This window comes from Mesorhizobium xinjiangense (assembly GCF_009749525.1).
Classification (GTDB): Bacteria; Pseudomonadota; Alphaproteobacteria; order Rhizobiales; family Rhizobiaceae; genus Mangrovimarina; species Mangrovimarina xinjiangensis.
Genome location: NZ_WOAC01000001.1, coordinates 112473 through 128871 on the forward strand (window position 1 = coordinate 112473; position 16399 = coordinate 128871).

Sequence of the window (16399 nt, forward strand, 5' to 3'; positions counted from 1 at the left end):
TCCTTACAACAGGCCGAGGGAGATGGTCGGGAAGAGCACGATCAGGATAAGGGCGAAGAGCATCAGTCCGGCGAACGGCGCCGCGCCCATGAAGACGTCCTTGAGCGAGATGGCAGGGTCGTCCAGCGCGCCCTTCACGACGAAGACCGACAGGCCCATCGGTGGCGTCAGAAGGCCGATCTCTACGGCCAGCACCGTGATGATGCCGAGCCAGATAAGATCAAGGCCGAGCGATTGGGCGACGGGCAGCGCCAGCGGCACGGTGATCAGCATGATCGAGGAGGAATCGAGAAGCGTGCCGAGCAGCACCAGCACCGCAATGTAGAAGAACAGGAATCCGTAGATCCCGACATCGAGCGCCACGATCCATTCGGTCAGGAAGACCGGCAGACCGGTGAGCGCCAGCATGCGGCTGTACATCGTCGCCGCGATGATGAGGAAGCAGATCGCAGCGGTGATGTGGCCGGTCTCCAGCGTCACCTGCCACAACATCTTCGGCGACAAGCGGCGCTTGGTGAACGCGATGAGGATGGCGCCGAGCGCCCCGATCGCGCCGGCTTCCGTGGGCGTGAAGACGCCGCCGTAGAGCCCGCCCAGCACGAGGCCGACGAGGAGGACGATCGGCAACAGCTTGCTGACGATGTCCTGCAGCGCGCGCCAGCCCGACATATCGTAGCTCGGCGGTGCCGCAGCCGTGCCGGTGAAGCCGCTCCAGAAGCGCACCATCAGCCAGATGCCGACGCAGAAGATGACGGTGACGAGAATGCCCGGTCCGATGCCTGCAATGAAGAGCGCGCCGACCGACTGCTCGGCGAGGATGCCGTAGAGGATCATCAAAAGGCTCGGCGGGATGAGCATGCCGAGAATGGACGAGCCGACGACGACGCCGGTCGCAAAGCGGGCGCTATGGCCGGCGCGTATCATCTCCGGCACGGCGATCTTGGTGAAGACCGCCGCCGAGGCGATCGAGATGCCGGTAATCGAGGCGAAGATGGCGTTGGCGCCGACTGTCGACATGCCGAGCCCGCCGCGAAGGCCCCCGAGAAAGCGCGTCGCGACGTCGAACGTATCGCGGCCGATATTGGCACGGCTGACCACGAGGCCCATCAGCACGAAAAGCGGCACGACGCCGAAGAGGTAGCTGGAGATGCTCTCGCGGGTAGCCAGCGACAGGATGCGCGCAGCCTGGTCGGCATTGTCGCGCAGGATCCAGATGCCAAAGAAGGAAACAAGCGCCAGCGCGATCGCCACATGCATGCCGGTATAGATGAGGACGAGGATCGCGCCGAGCGACCACAGGCCGATCTCGATGCCGCTCATCGGGGCGTCTCCGGGGCGTGGGTGCGCAGCGCCGCGAGCAGGATGGCCAGTCCACGCAACACGAAGGCAAGCATGAGCGCGCTCGCGCCGATGAGGACGACGAGATAGGTCGGCCAGATCGGCGCCAGGAACTGGCCGACCGTGCCGATCATCTCGTTGCGACCGTAGCTGCGCACAAAGAGCGGATAGAAGGCGTAGACAAGCACGCCGACAAGGCCGGCGCCAATGAAGTGCATCACCGCGTCCAGCACACCCCCGAGTTTCGGCGCCCTTGAACGCAGCAGCGTCAGGAGGCCGTCTGCGCGCGTCAGCTTGCCGCGCAAAAGCGTGTTGGCGATCTGCAGGAACACAATGCTGAGGATCAGCATCGAGACTATCTCCGGTACGCCGGCGATCGGCCGCCCGAAGAAGAACCGGCCAACCACATCCGCCGTAATAAGCACCATGATGAACAGGATCGCGGCCGTCCCGATCACGCTCATCGTCGCGGTGATGCGATCGAAAAAGCGGAACAGGGCATCAAAGCTGCGCAGTCCGGTGGCTTGATCTTCCGGTGTTTGGGACACGGGTTTCTTTCCGGGGCTCGTGTGGGAGGTTGCGGAGCAAGCGCCCCGCAACCCCAACGGCGCTCAGCGCTGCGACCAGTCACGCGCCAGGTTCACGCCGGCGTCCTTGAGCTGCGAGATGTAGGCATCCAGCACCTCGGAGCCGGCGAGGCCCTGACCGTCGGCGTTCTGCGCCCAGGTGTCGGCGATCTGCGGCAGGGCCGCCGCCCACTTGGCGCGCTCTTCGTCGTTGAGTTCGCTGATCGTGGCGCCGCCCTCTTCGAGCTGCTTCAGCGCCGCCTCGACGCGCGCGTTCTGCTCGGCGATATAGGCTTCGGTGTAGGCGGCCGCGCCGGCGCGCAGGGCCTCCTGCACCTCGGCCGGCTGACTGTCGTACCAGTCCTTGTTGGCAACGAGCGAACCGGCATACTGCGCACCGAAATCGGTGATCAGCACATGAGGCGCGACCTCCTGCAGCTTGGCCGGTGCCGCCGCCGTCGGGAAGACGATGGTGCCGTCGAAGACGCCCGTCTGGATGTCGTTGTAGTAGGTGGTCAGGTTGCCCGCCACGCCAACCGCACCCGTGCCCTCCAGCCAGTTCACGGCCGGTCCCGGTGCGCCGATCTTGTGACCTTCCAGATCATCCATGGAATCGACCGGAAAGTTGGTCATCAGGAGATAGTTGTCGAGCGCGAAGCCGCCGCCGAGATATTCGGCATTGTAGTTCTCCCAGGATTCGATCATGCCCGGGATGTCCTGATGCAGCTTGTCAACGGCATCCATGACGATCTGCGGGTCGGACGAACCGAACGGCGTGTAATAGGTCACGTTCTGCAGCGGCAGCGCCGTCGGTTCGAACACCGTCGGCACGACGCCGACTTCGGCAAGACCGTCCTCGATGGCTTCGAGTTCGCCGCCCACCGCAGCAAGCGTGCCGCCATAGGCCTCGCTCCAGGTGATGGTGTTGCCGGTGCCTTCCAGCGCCTTGTTGACGGTCGGAATGAACGTCTCGGTGATGTGCTTGACCCACAGGAACACTGGCGGGTGCCCATTGACGACGGTAACGGAAATGTCGTCGGCCTTGGCCGGCATTACAGCCGAACCTGCCAGGACTGCGGCCATTGCGGCCAGACGAATTGAGTTCCTCATGATAACCTCCCCAAGATGATGTGCGTTTCCACCCTGCCGGCCCTCCCGACCTCCACGTCGAGCTGACCGGAATTCCTAATCGACTCCCGCCAGCGCGCGCGTGCCCGCCGCCAGGTAGCGCACGACCCGCTGGATCGAAGCCTCCGTGCTCTCCTCGTCGCACAGTCCGTCCGACAGGACGCCGACGCGCCCGGTGCGGGCGATCATCAGCATGCCGACGGAGATCGCGTTCATGTAGGCCCAGACGGCGTTCTCGCGATCCAGACCCTCGACATGCTCCTGAAGTGCGGCGATGAACTCCTGCGCGATGGCGTCGAAATTGCGCGAGGTCAGATCCACCGAGCGTTCGTCGGTGCCCGACGCGATCTGGACGATGATGCGGGAATAATGTTGGCCGTCGCCTGCGCTGAGCTCGATGGTCGGGCGCATCAGCGCGTCGAGGATCGCTTCGAGCGTCACCGTTCCGCTGCCGAGGACGGCATGCAGCAGGCCGCGCCGGCGGTCGTTTACTTGGCTCGCATGGCGCGCAACGACCTGTTCGAAAAGCGCTTCCTTCGACTGGAAATGATAGTGGATGAGCCCGAGATTGACGCCCGCTTCGACCGCGATGGCCCGCGTCGTAGCGCCGTCGAAGCCAAGATCGGCAAATACACGCTCGGCGGCATCCATGATGTCGCCACGCACATCTCGTCGCACTGCCTTGCTCTCAGCCGCCGTTGTCACCACGTCCCCCGCGCGCCCTCAATCGCCAAACCGGACCAGGCATGTCCCGCTCAAACGGAATCGTTGAGCGAAAGGCACATGCTCCAGCATTTTGATCCGGCGCGCATATCATTGCTTCAAACGCTTCCGTTTGAAGCGAATGCGCACTAGGTCAATTGACCAAGTCATATGACCAAAAGGGATGTCCTGTCAATTCGGTCGGACCTGACCGTTCGATCGACAATGCCGTCGCCGGTCTTGATCGATCGGGTTGGAGGATTTCGCTGCGGCCTGCTGAACAACCGCAATGAGCGCATTGCCGTCTGACCGAAACGGGCCGGGAAGTGCCTGCCCGGTTGTGGTACCCTCGACAAGTCGCCGTTCAGCGACCCCTGTAGTCGTCGTTCGGACTGTCTCCATCGTCGCCGAGCACGCGCGCGATCTCGGCGGGGTCGGGCAAGACATTCAGGATGTCGACCTCGGTGTCGATGTTGTTGGTCGGATCGCTGTCGAGGCCGGTCGTTCCGTCGCCGTCGACCTCGATGACATTGACGGCCTGGTCGATGTCGGCCTGCGAGGGGAACAGGATTTCCAGCGTCAGGCCCAGCGTGATCGTTGCTTGACCCGGCGCCACGGTGCCGAGATTCCAGGTGACGATGTTGGTCGTCGGATCGAAAACGCCGCCATTGGGCAGCACAAAGGAGATGGCATCATGAACGCAGACACGAGCAAGGTCGCAATCGTCACCGGCGCCTCGCGAGGCATCGGCGCAGCGATCGCGGAGCGGCTGGCGTCGGACGGCTTCACTGTCGTCGTCAACTATGCCGGCAGTTCGGCGGTGGCCGAGGCACTGGTCGCGAAGATCGAGGCGGCCGGGCAATTCCCGCGCAGGCCGATATCAGCGATCCGGCTGCGGTCGCGCGGATGTTTGACGCCGCCCAGGCGGCTTTCGGGGGCGTCGACGTGCTGGTCAACAATGCCGGCATCATGAAGCTGGCGAGCCTTGCCGAAAGCGATGACGCGCTGTTCGACAGCCAGGTGGCGATCAACCTCAAGGGCGTGTTCAACACGCTGCGCGAGGCGGCAAAGCGGCTGCGCGAGGGCGGGCGGATCATCAATCTCTCGTCGAGCGTGGTCGGGCTCTACCAGCCGACCTACGCCGTCTACGCCGCCACCAAGGCGGGCGTCGAGGCGATGACCCATGTGTTTTCCAAGGAATTGCGCGGCCGCAACATCACCGTCAACGCCATCGCCCCGGGCCCCACGGCCACGGCGCTGTTCCTCGACGGCAAACCGCAAGCGGTCATCGACCAGCTCACCAAGCTCGCGCCTCTGGAGCGCCTGGGTCAGCCCGACGACATTGCCAGCGCCGTCGCCTTCCTCGCCGGACCCGACGGTGCCTGGATCAATGGCCAGGTGCTGCGTGCCAATGGCGGGATCATCTGACCCCGCCTCTCCTCACATAAAGAAATTCATCATGTCGAAGAATATCATCCTCATCACCGGCGCTAATCCAGTCGGTAGGCCCTGAGCGCCAGCTCTCCGGCCAGCATTTTCGCCACCTCGAACGCTTCGTCCTCCTGCAGCCGGTGCGTTGCCACCAGCCCGGCCAGGAAGGCGCAGTCGGTCCGGCGCGCGACATCGTGGCGGGCACCGATGGAGGTGATGGCCCGCGTATCGTCGTTGAAGCCGGCGGTATTGTAGAAGCCTGCCGTCTCCGTCACGCTCTGGCGATAGCGGGTGATGCCTTCGAAACTGTCGTGGAACCACCAGGGCGGTCCGAGCAGGAGGGACGGCCATGCGCCGGCGAGCGGAGCCAGCTCTCGAGCATAGGTGCTTTCGTCGAGCGTGAAGAGGATCAGCCGGAACTTCGGTTCCATGCCGACTGCATTCAGCAAGGGCCCGAGCGCTTCGGTAAAGCTGACGGGAACAGGAATGTCGAAGCCGCGATCGCGCCCATAAGCGTTGAAAACATCGTTTGAATGGTTGCGGTGCGAGCCCGGGTGAAGCTGCATCACCATGCCGTCCTCGGCCGACATTCGCGCCATCTCGGTCAGCATCTGGGCGCGGAAGAGCTCGGCTTCGCCTTCGCCAAGCCGCCCTGCACACGCGCGCCCGTAGAGACTTGCCGCTTCGCTGCGGGGAAGGTCGGCCGTGCGCGGTGTCGCATGGCCGTGGTCCGTTGCCGTCGCGCCGAGTTCGCGAAAGGCCGCGCGCCGGGCCCGGTGCGCGTCCAGATAGCCGTCCCAGGTGGTCGTGGCGATCCCCGAAATTGCGGCCAGCCGCTCGAGATTGTCCTGAAAGTCCGGAAGATCGGGATCGGTGACGGCATCGGGACGATAGGTCGGCACGACGCGCCCCGTCCAGTCCGACCGGCACAGTTCGCGATGCCATCGAAGATCGTCGAGCGGACTGTCGGTGGTTGCGATGACGGCAATGTTGAAGCGCTCATAAAGCGAGCGCGGCCGGCACGCATCGGTGGCCAGTTGCGCGGCAACCGCATCATAGATCTCGTCGGCCGTGTCGGCGCTCAGCCGCTGGGTCACACCGAAGACGGTTTCCAGCGAGTGCTCGATCCACAGCCGCGACGGCGTGGCCCGGAAATGATCGAAGTTTTCGGCAAAACTGCGCCAGATCCGGCGCGGATCGCGCTCGGCCGCTTCGCCGATGCCGAGCGCTTCGAAAGATACACCCTGGCTGACGAGCATCCGCGTCACGTAATGGTCAGGCGTGACGATGAGGCTGGCGGGATCGGTGAAGCGCTCGTTGGCGCCCCACCACCGCGGATCGGTGTGGCCGTGCGGCGATACGATCGGCAGACTCGACACGGCCTCGAACAGGCGCCGTGCGATATTGCGTGTTGCGGGATCGGCGGGAAACAGGCGGTCAGGATGAAGAGGCATTACATCAGCCAGTCGGGCAGAAACAGGACGACTTGCGGAAAGAGGATCATGATCGAAACCAGGACGAGCACCGCGACTGCGTAGGGGATCAGTTCGAACGAATAATCCTTGTAGGAGGTGTTGAGAATGCCGCACACGGTGAACATGGAGACGCCGAAGGGAGGGGTCATGCCGCCAAAGGTGACGAGCGTCATCATGATCAGGCCGAATTGCACCGTGTCCACGCCGGCAGCCGTGACCACGGGCACCAGTATCGGCGTAAGCAGCATGACGAGCACCGTCGCCTCGACGAGCATGCCGAGGGAGAGCAGGAAGCCGGCGATCACGAAAAGCAGCACCGTTGGATCGGAGAAGGCGACGAGAGCGACCTCGGCGATCGACTGCGGCACGCGCTCGAAGGTGATGACGTAACCGAACGTGCCGGAAAAGAGGATGATCACCATGATCATCCCGATGTCGTGCACACTTTTCGTCAGCGCGTCGATCAGGCTGGAAAGGTTCATTTCCCTGTAGAGCAGAAAGCCGACGATGAGTGCATAGGCCACGGCGAAGGCGCCGGCCTCCGACGGCGTGAAGACGCCGAACCGGATGCCGACCAGCAGCCAGACCGGAAAGAGTATCGCCCAGAAACTGTGCTTCACCTCCCGGCCCACCTCGCGCAAAGTCGGTGCGCGGTCGTTTACCGGCTGATATCCGCGTTTGACGGCGAGCGCCCAGGTGGTGAACATCAATAAGATGGTGAGGAGCACGCCGGGCACGACGCCGGCGATGAAGAGCCGGCCGATCGAAACTTCGCCAAGATAGCCGTAGAGGATGAGGCCGAGGCTCGGCGGCAGCGTCGCCGTGATCAAGCCGCCGATGGACAGAAGCGCGGCGGTAAACCCGCTGCTGTAGCCGCGCTGCATCATCGGCCTGCCGAGGATGTTCGACTGCATGGCCGCGTCCGCCACGGCGGATCCCGAAATGCCGCCCATCAGGGCACTGAGGATCAGGGTCGATTGGGCGAGCCCGCCGCGCATCCAACCCGTGACCACCGTGGCCAGCCCAACCAGCCGCCGCGTGATGCCGGCCGTGTTCATCAAATTGCCCAGCAGAATGAAAAGCGGCACGGCGAGAAGCGGGAAGGACTGACTGGCGGCGACCACCCGCTGCACGGCGGTGTTGTCCGGCAGGAAGACCGACGGGATGAGAAAGTAGCTGGCGCCGGCAATGCCGATGGCGAACGCCACCGGCATGCCAAGCACGATCAGCACGAAGGCACAAACGAGGATGAGCGTCGAGATCACAGGAGCGTCTCCGGCGTTTCCTCGGGTGCCTTGTAGACGGCGACGAGACCGAGCCCGAAAAGACGCCGCATGAGCGTGATCGCAAACAGAAACGCGCCCACCGGAAGCGCCAGCGTCACGAACCCGTAGGAAAGTCCCGATGCGCCGAGCGTGCGTGCCCAGTTGCTGACCACCAGTTCCCAGCCGTGCCAGGCGATGAAGACGAGAAAGGCGAGGATGAGAACGAGATTGAAGCCGGCGATGACGCGGCGCAGTAACGGTCCGACGGCGTCCGGCAGTGCCGACACACGGATGTGCTGGCCGTGCTTCAGCGTCACGTCGGCGCCCAGCATGCAGGTCCAGATGAGAAAGAGCTGCGCGAATGTCGGTGCAGAGCCGACCGGCAACCCCACGGTCCGCCCGATTGCCGCGACAAGGACGGTTGCGACCATCGCCACCAGAACGATGACGGCCAGGGTCACTTCTATACGGTCATAGACTTTCCAGAACACCGTCATGAAAGGCTTCCACTCACGCATCGTCACTCGGGAACCAGATGTCACGGGCACAGACGCGGTCTGCGTCCGTGCCCGCTGAGGCATCGCTCAGTTTTTTGGCAGATAAGGGGCGAGCGCCTCGCGCGCTTCGACGAGCCCCACCTCTTCATAGACCTTGTTGGTCGCCTCGCGGAACGGAGCCAGGTCGACCTCGTTGAAGGTGACGCCAGCTTCTTCCATCTCGGCCTGGACCTCCGAAAGACGCTCGGCCGTCATGCGGGTCGCTTCCTCGCCGGCTGCCTTCAATTCCTCCTCGATAATCGCGCGGATGTCCTCGGGCAGCGAGTTCCACCAGGCTTCGGACGTCGCCAGGCCGGTGAAAAGCTGGACGTGATTGGTGAAGGCGATGTTGGTCGCGACTTCCTGGAGCTTGATGCCATAGGCGCCGGTCAGCTGCGCTTCCGCGCCGTCGATCGCGCCAAGCTGCATGGCGGAATAGACCTCCGACCACGCCATCGGCACCGCGGTGGCGCCCATCGCGTTGATGGTCGCGATCCAACTCGGCGCGTCGATCGTGCGCACCCGCACGCCGTCCAGGTCGGCCGGCGCCTTGATCTCCTTTTTGGTGATCATCTGCCGCGTTCCCTGGAACCAATTGTAGTTCAACAGGCGAATGCCGGACTCCTTGGCAAGCTCATCCACCCATTCCTGGTAGACGGGCGATTCGGTGATTGCCGAATATTGCGTGTAGTCGTCGACGAGATAAGGCGCGGCAAGAATTCCGAGTTCGGGATAGAACGGAGCGAGCCGGCCGGCATCGACCAGAACGGCGATCGGAGCGCCGTTACGGATCTGCTCAAGCACGTCATTGTCCTCGCCGAGCTGCGAGCTCGGATAGATCGTTACTTCAACGGCACCATTCGATCGCTCCTCGATGCGCTCCTTGGCGCCCTGCATGGCGATGACGAGCGGATCCTGCGCAACCTGCGACGTCGACAGGTTGAGCGTATATTCCTGGGCTGATGCAGCACTTGCCGCAAGCGCGAGCGATGCACCGAGCAGCGTACCTTTTATGATCCTATTCATGGTTTCCTCTCCTGTTTTGTGGAAGTGGGCCGGTCGAGTCCAACCGGTTCGACAGGCCAAAGACCGGCGCGTGCGCCTTCGGTGACCAGGAGCGCGACGTGATAGAGCAGCCGGGTCAAGCCCTCCGCCCACACGACATCACCTGTCCCGCTCAATTGGTTCACCCAAGACAGCCCGGTTTCGTTCGCCGCCGGGAAAAAGCGGTCGAAAACAAGCGTCGCGGCGCGCGACGCCTTGGCGGCGTGATCGGGTTTCTGCTCCTTGGCGAAAAGGGCCGCATAAAGCTTTCCGGCTTCCGTCAGCGGCCACAGCAGATGCGTAGTCTCGACTGCGTGGCCGTCAGCGTCCACCGCATCGTATGGAGCCCCGGCAAGCGGCCCTTCATCGCGCAGGCCATGGCGCTCGGCAAAATCGACCATCGGCGCGGCGAGCGGCAGCCATTGGCTCTCCCCGGAAAGCGCGGCATGGCGATGAATGAGCCACGCCCATTCGTACTGGTGGCCCGGTTCGCGGCGCCGGCAGGCCGCGTTGTCGAGCGGTGCGAGATCAGGTCCCACGAATTCCCGCACGGCCCCGGTCGAGGGATCGACGAACCTCTCGCGCGCCACCTCGAGCAACGGGCGCGCGCGCTCCAGCCAGACGGCCTCGCGTGTCATCGCGAACGCCTGCAGGAGTGCTTCCAGCATGTGCATGTGCGGATTTTGGCCGCGCAATGCGCCGATCCCGGCGCCTTCACGGGCCATTTCGTCGTCTTCCCAGAGGGAATTGTCCGACGCGTCGGTCAGCACATTCGCGATGAAGGCCCAGGTCCGGTCGATCCGCGATTGCGGCACCGCCGCGGGATCCGCGCGGCGCAGCGTGACAAGCGCCAGCAGAGCGAAGGATTGATCGTAGGTGCGCCGCATCGCGTCGCTTTGCGCGCCGCCGTCGGCGAAACGATAGCCGCCATCCGCATCGCGAAGGCGGTCGTCCAGGAAGGCGTGAACGTCTCGTGCCGCATCGAGCAGCCGGGAATTGCCGGTCTCGTTGTAGAGATGAGCAAGGGTGAAGACCGTGCGGGCCTGCACCAGCGACGTCTTGGTGTCGCCTTTCACCGCGCGGCCGGCGGCGTCCATGCGCTCGAAGACGCCCCCGCCCAACGGATCGCGCATATGATCGTACCAGCGCGGCACGAACTGCGTGGCGAAACGCGATGCCGCCAGGCGTGCATTGGGCGACAGTTCGCTCATGCGTCTTGCCCCTTGTGCACGTCCTCGATCGCTTCACTCTGGTCAAAATAGGTCGGGACCGCGGCGATCACTGCCGGCAGATCGTCGAGCAACTGGCGCAGATGAGCCCGCATCGCCCGGTCGGCGCCGGCGACGTTGCCATTGGCGATCGCTTCGACGACCGTCACGTGCTGCGCGAGAAGCTTGCGCAGCGGAAACCGCTTGGCGCTCAGGTGACGGACCCGGTCCATCTGTGTCTTGAGCGGCTGGAGAATATCCCAGCTCGGCCCGTGTCCGGCGGCGCTCGCCATGGCGCGATGGAAGTCTTCATCGAGACGGATGAAGGCGTGCGGATCGTCGTCCTCGACCGTCTTCGTCTGCAATGCGATGAGCTCGCGCAGCTGCGATACGAGTTCACCGTCCTTCTGCGAGGCATGCAGCCGCACGATATCGGCTTCCACCGCCTCGCGAACGAAACGCGCCGCCATCACCGCCGAAACATTGATCTGCGACACATAGGTGCCGCGCTGCGGACGAATCTCGACCAGTGCTTCCTCGGAAAGCTTGATGAAGGCTTCGCGCACGGGCTGGCGGCTTACCTGATAGGCGGCGGCCACGTCGACCTCGGATAGCCGCGTGCCGGGCACCAGCTCACCGCGCACGATCCGCTCGCGCAAAAGCCGGTAGAGCCGCGGGCCCACGGCCTGCAGCCGGTCTCCGGCGCTGATCGAAACAGGGTGTTCGTTGCCTGCCAACGTCATTCCTCCCTTTCCCGAATTTGAAGCATACTACCATACTAGTCAACACGATTTTCGAGTGCTATGCCCTTGAGACGTTCGATGGCCCCTTGGGAGGAGAGTGAGAATGCGGCAGACATGGCGCTGGTTCGGACCGAAGGATCAGGTCTCGATCGACGATGTCCGGCAGGCGGGCGTCGAAGCTGTCGTTTCCGCCCTTCATCACGTCCCGACAGGGTCCGTCTGGCAGCCGGAGGAGATTGCCAGGCGTAAGCGCGAGGTCGCGACCATGCGTGACGGCCGGGCATCCGGCCTTGCATGGGAGGTCGTCGAAAGCCTGCCCGTCTCGGAAGACATCAAGCGCCAGACTGGCGACTGGCGCATCCATCTCGATGCCTGGAAGCAGTCGCTGCGTCACTTGAAGGACGCCGGCATCGAGGTGGTCTGCTACAATTTCATGCCGGTTCTGGACTGGACGCGGACCGCACTTGCCCATCGCCTGCCGAACGGCGCGACCTGCATGCGCTTCGACTTCATCGATTTTGCCGCTTTCGACATCCATGTGCTCGCGCGTCGCGGGGCGAACGAAGACTACGGCGAGACCGTGAAGGAAGAGGCGGCACGCCGTCATGCAGCCATGACGGAGGATCAGCGCAAGGCACTTGCCGAGAATATCGTCTGCGGTCTGCCGGGCGCGGCGGAGAGGTTTTCACTGGACGATGTGCGTGAGCATCTGGCGCGCTACGAAGCGATCGACGAGGATCGGCTTCGCGCCCACATGATCGACTTCCTGTCGGAGGTGGCGCCGCTTGCCGAAAAACTGGACATGCGGCTTTGCTGCCATCCCGACGATCCGCCCTTTCCGCTGCTCGGCCTGCCGCGGATCATGTCGACGGAAAAACAGTACCGGACGATCCTGGATGCGGTGGATACGCCGTCGAACGGGGTGACGCTGTGCACGGGATCGCTTGGCGCACGCCCCGACAACGACCTGCCCGGCATGGTCGAACGGTTGGGCGATCGCATCCATTTTCTGCATTTGCGCAATGTCCGCCGCGAAAGCGGCGACATCCGCGGCAGTTTCTACGAGGCCGAACATCTGGGCGGTGGAACCGATATGGTGGCCGTTCTGGCCGCCGTTCTGCGCGAGGAGGCGCGGCGCCGCGAGGCGGGACGCCGGGATGCCTCCGTCCCGTTCCGCCCCGATCATGGCCAGGAGATACTCGATGATCACCGGCGCGGCGCCCAGCCCGGCTATCCCGCAATCGGGCGATTGAAAGGGCTGGCCGAACTGCGCGGTATCATCGCGGCACTGACACACCGGAGCGAAAGCGCATGACCGGTGCGAGCGTCGCGCGCGTTTGCTTCAAGCGGAAATGCTTGAAGCAAAGATATGCGCGCCGGATCAATATGCTGGACGATGTGCCTTTCGCTCAAACGATTGATTCCGTTTGAGCCGTCGCAAGCACAGCTCAGGCTGCATCTTTCACCTTGATGGCCGCAATGAACTCCGAGACGGCCGACCGGGCGAAATCGAGCACGTCCATGTCGGTGAAGCGTCCGTTTTCGACCTTCTTCGGCGCATGGGGCACGACGACTTCCTGATTGACGAAGACATCGGCCAGCATGCCGTTCATGATGTATTTGAGGTGTGCCTGCGCCCTCACTCCGCCGAGCGCACCGCCGGAGACGGTGACGATGAACACCGGCTTTTCCTTGAAGACCGACAGGTAGGCGGGGCGTGATGCCCAGTCGATGGCGTTCTTCAGGACACCCGGAACGCTGTAATTGTATTCCGGCGTCACGATCAGCAGGCCGTCGGCGCGCTCTATCGCGTCCTTGAAGGCGCCCACGTCCCCCGGGATCCCGAGATCGGCGTTGTAATGCGGCAAATGGCCGATTTCCGCAAAACGGAACGCGGCCGCGTCCTGCATTTGATCGACCAGCGTCTTCAGGAATGCGCTCGTCGAAGAGTCTTTTCGCAAACTGCCGGACAGGCAAAGGATCGTCGTCATAACAGCCTCATGTTCCCAAAGGTCTTCATAGCCGGGCGAGCCAGGTGGCCAGCGGCGGAAACAGGATGATCAGGAGCAGCGAGACCAGCATGGCGCCGATGAAGGGCAGTGCACCGCGGAAGACTTCGCCGACCTTCAAGCCAGGATCGTCCATGGCCGACTTGATGGTGTAGACGGAAAGCCCGAAGGGCGGGGTCAAAAGCCCCATCTCGATTGCCACCACCGTCAGGATGCCGAACCAGATGAGATCCAGGCCCGATGCCTCGGCGACGGGAAGCGCGATCGGCAGGAGGATCAGCATGATCGAGATCGAGTCGATCAGGCAGCCGAGCAGCAGGATAAGGACCAGATAGGCGAAGAGGAAGCCGTAGGGACCGAGCGGGCTTTCCAGAAAGAAGCTGGCGAGCGCCTGGGGCATGCCGGACAGAGCCAGCATGCGCGAGAAGAAACTCGCGGCGAGAATGAGGAACAGCACGGAGACTGTGATCTGCCCGGTTTCCACGAGCAGGTTCCAGAAGGACCGGCGATCGAGCGACTTGCGCAGCAAGGCGATCACGAGTGCGCCGAAGGCGCCCGCCGCGCCCGCCTCGGTGGGATTGAAGAAGCCGCCATACAACCCGCCAAGCACCACGGTGATGAGAGCGACGATGGGAACGATCTTCATCAAGAGCGCCCTCACGCTCAGATCATCATACTCGGCCTTGTCGTTCTCGAGCGAAAAGACGAAGTCCCTTCGGACATGGGCCAGGAGCAGGATCGTCGCCGTGAAAGCGAGCGCCAGAACGATGCCGGGACCGATTCCGGCCAGGAACATGCGGCCGACCGATTCTTCTGCGAGCACCGCATAGACGATGAGCAGCAGCGAGGGCGGGATCAGCATGCCGAGCACCGAGGAGCCCGCGACCACGCCGGTGGCGAATTTGCGCGTATAGCCGTGGCGGGTCATTTCGGGAACCGCGACGCGCGAGAACACGGTTGCCGAGGCAATTGAAATGCCCGTGATGGCGGCGAACACCGCATTGGCAAAGACGGTGGCAACGCCCAAACCGGCCGTCAGGCGGCGCAGAAGCCGCTGGAAGACGTCGAACGTGTCCCGGCCGACGCCGGAAACCGTCACGAGCAGCCCCATAAGGACAAACAGCGGCACGACGGCGAAGAGATATTCCTCCAGCGAATCGTTGGCCACCTGGCCAAGCATGCGCACCGCCACAACGTCGTTGCGGATGAAGGCGACGCCGACAAAGGAGACGAGAAGCATGCCAACGCCGATCGGCATGCCTAGAAGGATCAGAAAGATCAGCGCGCCGATGGCCAACCAGCCGATTTCAACGGGGATCATGGGCGGCCTTCTTCCCTTTGACGGCATTTCTCAGATGAGTGACAGCGACGGCGGCGAATTCGACGGCCGCGACGGCCATGCCGACCATGATGAGCGTGCGGAACGGCCATGTGGGCAGCGTGCCGAGACCCCGCGTTCCGATGAACTCGCCGGATGCGTAGTCATTCTCCAGAATGCCGACGGAGGCCCAGGCGGCGATGCCGACCATGGCCGAGCCGACAAGCGCGAAGAGCGCCTTGAGGATGTCCGCAAGGCGCGGAGCCCGCAACGACAGTGCCTCTATGACCATTTCCACATGCGCAAGCCGGTCGGCCCGGATCGCCGAGGCAAGCTGTAGCGCAACGATCAGGACAACGAGCAACGCGCCGATTTCGGAGACCAGCGGAAGCGACGAGCCGAAACCGTTTCGGAACACGATGTCGGCGCAGATGATGACCATCAGGATGCCGATGAACACGGTCGCCAGGGCGGCCAGGCCGTCGACGACGAAGGCCCAGCCGCGCTGCAGCGGATTATGATGACGACCTGGCGTGTTCACGATGCGCCTAGAGTTCCTCGTCCCATGCACGGGACGGCTCGACACCTTTTTCACGCAAGGCGTTCATATATTCCTTTACGAAAGCCTTGGCCGGAACGCCCTGCTCCTCGAGCTGCGCGGCCCAGTCGCCGGCGAGGTTCGGCAGCATGTCCACCCATTTCTGGCGTTCCTCCGTCGGCATGGGAACGATGGTCACCGGAGGCGACTGCTCGGCGCCGAGTTCCACCATCTTGTTCAGGGCGAATTCGTGGCGCTCCACCATGTCCTGGCCGTGGCTGGCAGTGTAGTATTTTCCAGCCTCGATCATGGCGTTCTGCACTTCCTCGGGCAGGCCGTCCCAACTGTCCCGGTTGACGGCAACGGCACCCGAGAAGGCGGCGGCGGCATCAAAACGGTTGATGTAGGGAGCGACCTCATAGAGCTTGGTCGGCAGGGCGCCAAGCGCCAGCGTCAACACGCCATCGGACACGCCGGTCTGAATATCGGTGTAGAAGGTGGTCAGGGCACCGTCCACCGCGTTCGCGCCCGTGCCGCGCAGCCAGTTGCCGAGCACACCCGGCGCCGACAGTTTCATGCCGTCGATGTCGGCGATGCCGGTGATCGGTTCCTTTGTGTAGATGTCGTAGAGATCGGTCGCGCTCAAGCCGAGCACTTTCAGATTATGGTCTTCCCATTCGCTCCTGAAGGTTTCGTTCGTTTCGAGAAGCGATTCCATCACCTCCAGCAGCACCGGCACGTCGGTGACGGTGAACGGCGTGTTGGTCGACACCTGGCTCAGCGGCAACTGGGCCGGCTCGAGGAAGGAGAACACCCAGCCGATATCGGTGATACCGTCTTCCACGGAAGAAAGCGTCGCATTCGCCTTGTAGAGCTGGCCGCCAAAGGCCTCGTTCCACTCGATCTTGTAGTTGCCGCTTTCGGCGAGAATCTCGTCGGTCCTGGCCATGAAATGCGTCTTGATCATGCCCACCCAGGGAACAACGGTGGGGTGGCTCGACGCGATGGTCAGATTGATGGTTTCCTGAGCCACAGCCGCCGCCGGGAAGGCGATGCACGCGCTCATAAGCAGTCCGAGCAGTTTGTTTTTCATTGTTT

Annotated in this window: 16 protein-coding genes and 1 pseudogene; 2 read left to right on the forward strand and 15 right to left on the reverse strand. The window is 63.4% G+C overall.

Features of this window, described 5'->3' with window-relative positions; translation table 11 throughout:
- Positions 1–3: 3 nt before the first annotated feature.
- The 5 genes from GM909_RS00600 to GM909_RS00620 all read right to left on the reverse strand — a co-directional run bounded on the left by GM909_RS00600 (position 4) and on the right by GM909_RS00620 (position 4413).
- Complete coding sequence (locus tag GM909_RS00600) at positions 4–1320, reverse strand: TRAP transporter large permease (RefSeq protein WP_157014253.1); 1317 nt, start codon at positions 1318–1320, stop codon at positions 4–6.
- A complete protein-coding gene (locus GM909_RS00605; RefSeq protein WP_157014254.1) occupies positions 1317–1886 on the reverse strand; it encodes a TRAP transporter small permease subunit in 570 nt (189 codons plus the stop codon). Before GM909_RS00605 ends, GM909_RS00600 begins: the two co-directional genes overlap by 4 nt.
- Positions 1887–1949: 63 nt before the next feature.
- Complete coding sequence (locus tag GM909_RS00610) at positions 1950–3014, reverse strand: C4-dicarboxylate TRAP transporter substrate-binding protein (RefSeq protein WP_157014255.1); 1065 nt, start codon at positions 3012–3014, stop codon at positions 1950–1952.
- 75 nt (positions 3015–3089) lie between these two features.
- A complete protein-coding gene (locus GM909_RS00615; protein ID WP_157014256.1) occupies positions 3090–3710 on the reverse strand; it encodes a TetR/AcrR family transcriptional regulator in 621 nt (206 codons plus the stop codon).
- 388 nt (positions 3711–4098) lie between these two features.
- A complete protein-coding gene (locus GM909_RS00620) occupies positions 4099–4413 on the reverse strand; it encodes a hypothetical protein (RefSeq protein WP_157014257.1) in 315 nt (104 codons plus the stop codon).
- A 15-nt stretch (positions 4414–4428) separates the two neighbouring features.
- Between GM909_RS00620 and GM909_RS00625 the strand changes: the two are divergent.
- Positions 4429–5162 (forward strand): annotated as a pseudogene (locus GM909_RS00625) (SDR family oxidoreductase).
- Between the two features lie 62 nt (positions 5163–5224).
- Here the strand turns inward: GM909_RS00625 and uxaC are convergent.
- From uxaC to GM909_RS00655, 6 genes are all read right to left on the reverse strand, one after another.
- A complete protein-coding gene (uxaC, locus tag GM909_RS00630; RefSeq protein WP_157014258.1) occupies positions 5225–6619 on the reverse strand; it encodes a glucuronate isomerase in 1395 nt (464 codons plus the stop codon).
- Complete coding sequence (locus GM909_RS00635) at positions 6619–7905, reverse strand: TRAP transporter large permease (RefSeq protein ID WP_235911535.1); 1287 nt, start codon at positions 7903–7905, stop codon at positions 6619–6621. The genes uxaC and GM909_RS00635 overlap by 1 nt, the downstream gene beginning before the upstream one ends.
- Positions 7902–8402, reverse strand: coding sequence for a TRAP transporter small permease (locus GM909_RS00640; RefSeq protein ID WP_198174068.1), 501 nt, complete (start codon positions 8400–8402; stop codon positions 7902–7904). Before GM909_RS00640 ends, GM909_RS00635 begins: the two co-directional genes overlap by 4 nt.
- An 87-nt stretch (positions 8403–8489) precedes the next feature.
- A complete protein-coding gene (locus tag GM909_RS00645; protein ID WP_157014260.1) occupies positions 8490–9467 on the reverse strand; it encodes a C4-dicarboxylate TRAP transporter substrate-binding protein in 978 nt (325 codons plus the stop codon).
- Positions 9464–10696 carry an AGE family epimerase/isomerase gene (locus tag GM909_RS00650; RefSeq protein ID WP_157014261.1) on the reverse strand — a complete coding sequence of 411 codons (1233 nt, stop codon included), beginning with the start codon at positions 10694–10696 and terminating at the stop codon, positions 9464–9466. Before GM909_RS00650 ends, GM909_RS00645 begins: the two co-directional genes overlap by 4 nt.
- Positions 10693–11436 (reverse strand): GntR family transcriptional regulator, encoded by a 744-nt coding sequence (locus tag GM909_RS00655; RefSeq protein ID WP_157014262.1) that lies wholly within the window; start codon positions 11434–11436, stop codon positions 10693–10695. Before GM909_RS00655 ends, GM909_RS00650 begins: the two co-directional genes overlap by 4 nt.
- A gap of 103 nt (positions 11437–11539) precedes the next feature.
- Here GM909_RS00655 and uxuA point away from each other — a divergent pair, with 103 nt between their 5' ends.
- Complete coding sequence (gene uxuA / locus GM909_RS00660; protein WP_157014263.1) at positions 11540–12751, forward strand: mannonate dehydratase; 1212 nt, start codon at positions 11540–11542, stop codon at positions 12749–12751.
- A 133-nt stretch (positions 12752–12884) separates the two neighbouring features.
- Here the strand turns inward: uxuA and GM909_RS00665 are convergent, their stop codons facing one another.
- Genes GM909_RS00665 through GM909_RS00680 form a run of 4 tightly spaced genes read right to left on the reverse strand, consistent with a single transcriptional unit; the run spans position 12885 to position 16394 of the window.
- A complete protein-coding gene (locus GM909_RS00665; RefSeq protein WP_157014264.1) occupies positions 12885–13427 on the reverse strand; it encodes an NADPH-dependent FMN reductase in 543 nt (180 codons plus the stop codon).
- Between the two features lie 25 nt (positions 13428–13452).
- Positions 13453–14766 carry a TRAP transporter large permease gene (locus tag GM909_RS00670; RefSeq protein WP_157014265.1) on the reverse strand — a complete coding sequence of 438 codons (1314 nt, stop codon included), beginning with the start codon at positions 14764–14766 and terminating at the stop codon, positions 13453–13455.
- Positions 14753–15304 (reverse strand): TRAP transporter small permease subunit, encoded by a 552-nt coding sequence (locus GM909_RS00675; RefSeq protein ID WP_235911538.1) that lies wholly within the window; start codon positions 15302–15304, stop codon positions 14753–14755. Before GM909_RS00675 ends, GM909_RS00670 begins: the two co-directional genes overlap by 14 nt.
- Positions 15305–15311: 7 nt before the next feature.
- Positions 15312–16394 carry a C4-dicarboxylate TRAP transporter substrate-binding protein gene (locus GM909_RS00680; protein ID WP_157014266.1) on the reverse strand — a complete coding sequence of 361 codons (1083 nt, stop codon included), beginning with the start codon at positions 16392–16394 and terminating at the stop codon, positions 15312–15314.
- Between the last annotated feature and the right edge of the window lie 5 nt (positions 16395–16399).

What these genes read in the sequence shown, in the direction of transcription:
- GM909_RS00600 (WP_157014253.1), bottom strand. Translation starts at nt 1,320, where the DNA reads ATGAGCGGCATCGAGATCGGCCTGTGGTCGCTCGGCGCGATCCTCGTC.
- GM909_RS00610 (WP_157014255.1), bottom strand. Translation starts at nt 3,014, where the DNA reads ATGAGGAACTCAATTCGTCTGGCCGCAATGGCCGCAGTCCTGGCAGGT.
- uxaC (WP_157014258.1), bottom strand. Translation starts at nt 6,619, where the DNA reads ATGCCTCTTCATCCTGACCGCCTGTTTCCCGCCGATCCCGCAACACGC.
- GM909_RS00640 (WP_198174068.1), bottom strand. Translation starts at nt 8,402, where the DNA reads ATGACGGTGTTCTGGAAAGTCTATGACCGTATAGAAGTGACCCTGGCC.
- GM909_RS00645 (WP_157014260.1), bottom strand. Translation starts at nt 9,467, where the DNA reads ATGAATAGGATCATAAAAGGTACGCTGCTCGGTGCATCGCTCGCGCTT.
- GM909_RS00650 (WP_157014261.1), bottom strand. Translation starts at nt 10,696, where the DNA reads ATGAGCGAACTGTCGCCCAATGCACGCCTGGCGGCATCGCGTTTCGCC.
- GM909_RS00655 (WP_157014262.1), bottom strand. Translation starts at nt 11,436, where the DNA reads ATGACGTTGGCAGGCAACGAACACCCTGTTTCGATCAGCGCCGGAGAC.
- uxuA (WP_157014263.1), top strand. Translation starts at nt 11,540, where the DNA reads ATGCGGCAGACATGGCGCTGGTTCGGACCGAAGGATCAGGTCTCGATC.
- GM909_RS00665 (WP_157014264.1), bottom strand. Translation starts at nt 13,427, where the DNA reads ATGACGACGATCCTTTGCCTGTCCGGCAGTTTGCGAAAAGACTCTTCG.
- GM909_RS00670 (WP_157014265.1), bottom strand. Translation starts at nt 14,766, where the DNA reads ATGATCCCCGTTGAAATCGGCTGGTTGGCCATCGGCGCGCTGATCTTT.
- GM909_RS00680 (WP_157014266.1), bottom strand. Translation starts at nt 16,394, where the DNA reads ATGAAAAACAAACTGCTCGGACTGCTTATGAGCGCGTGCATCGCCTTC.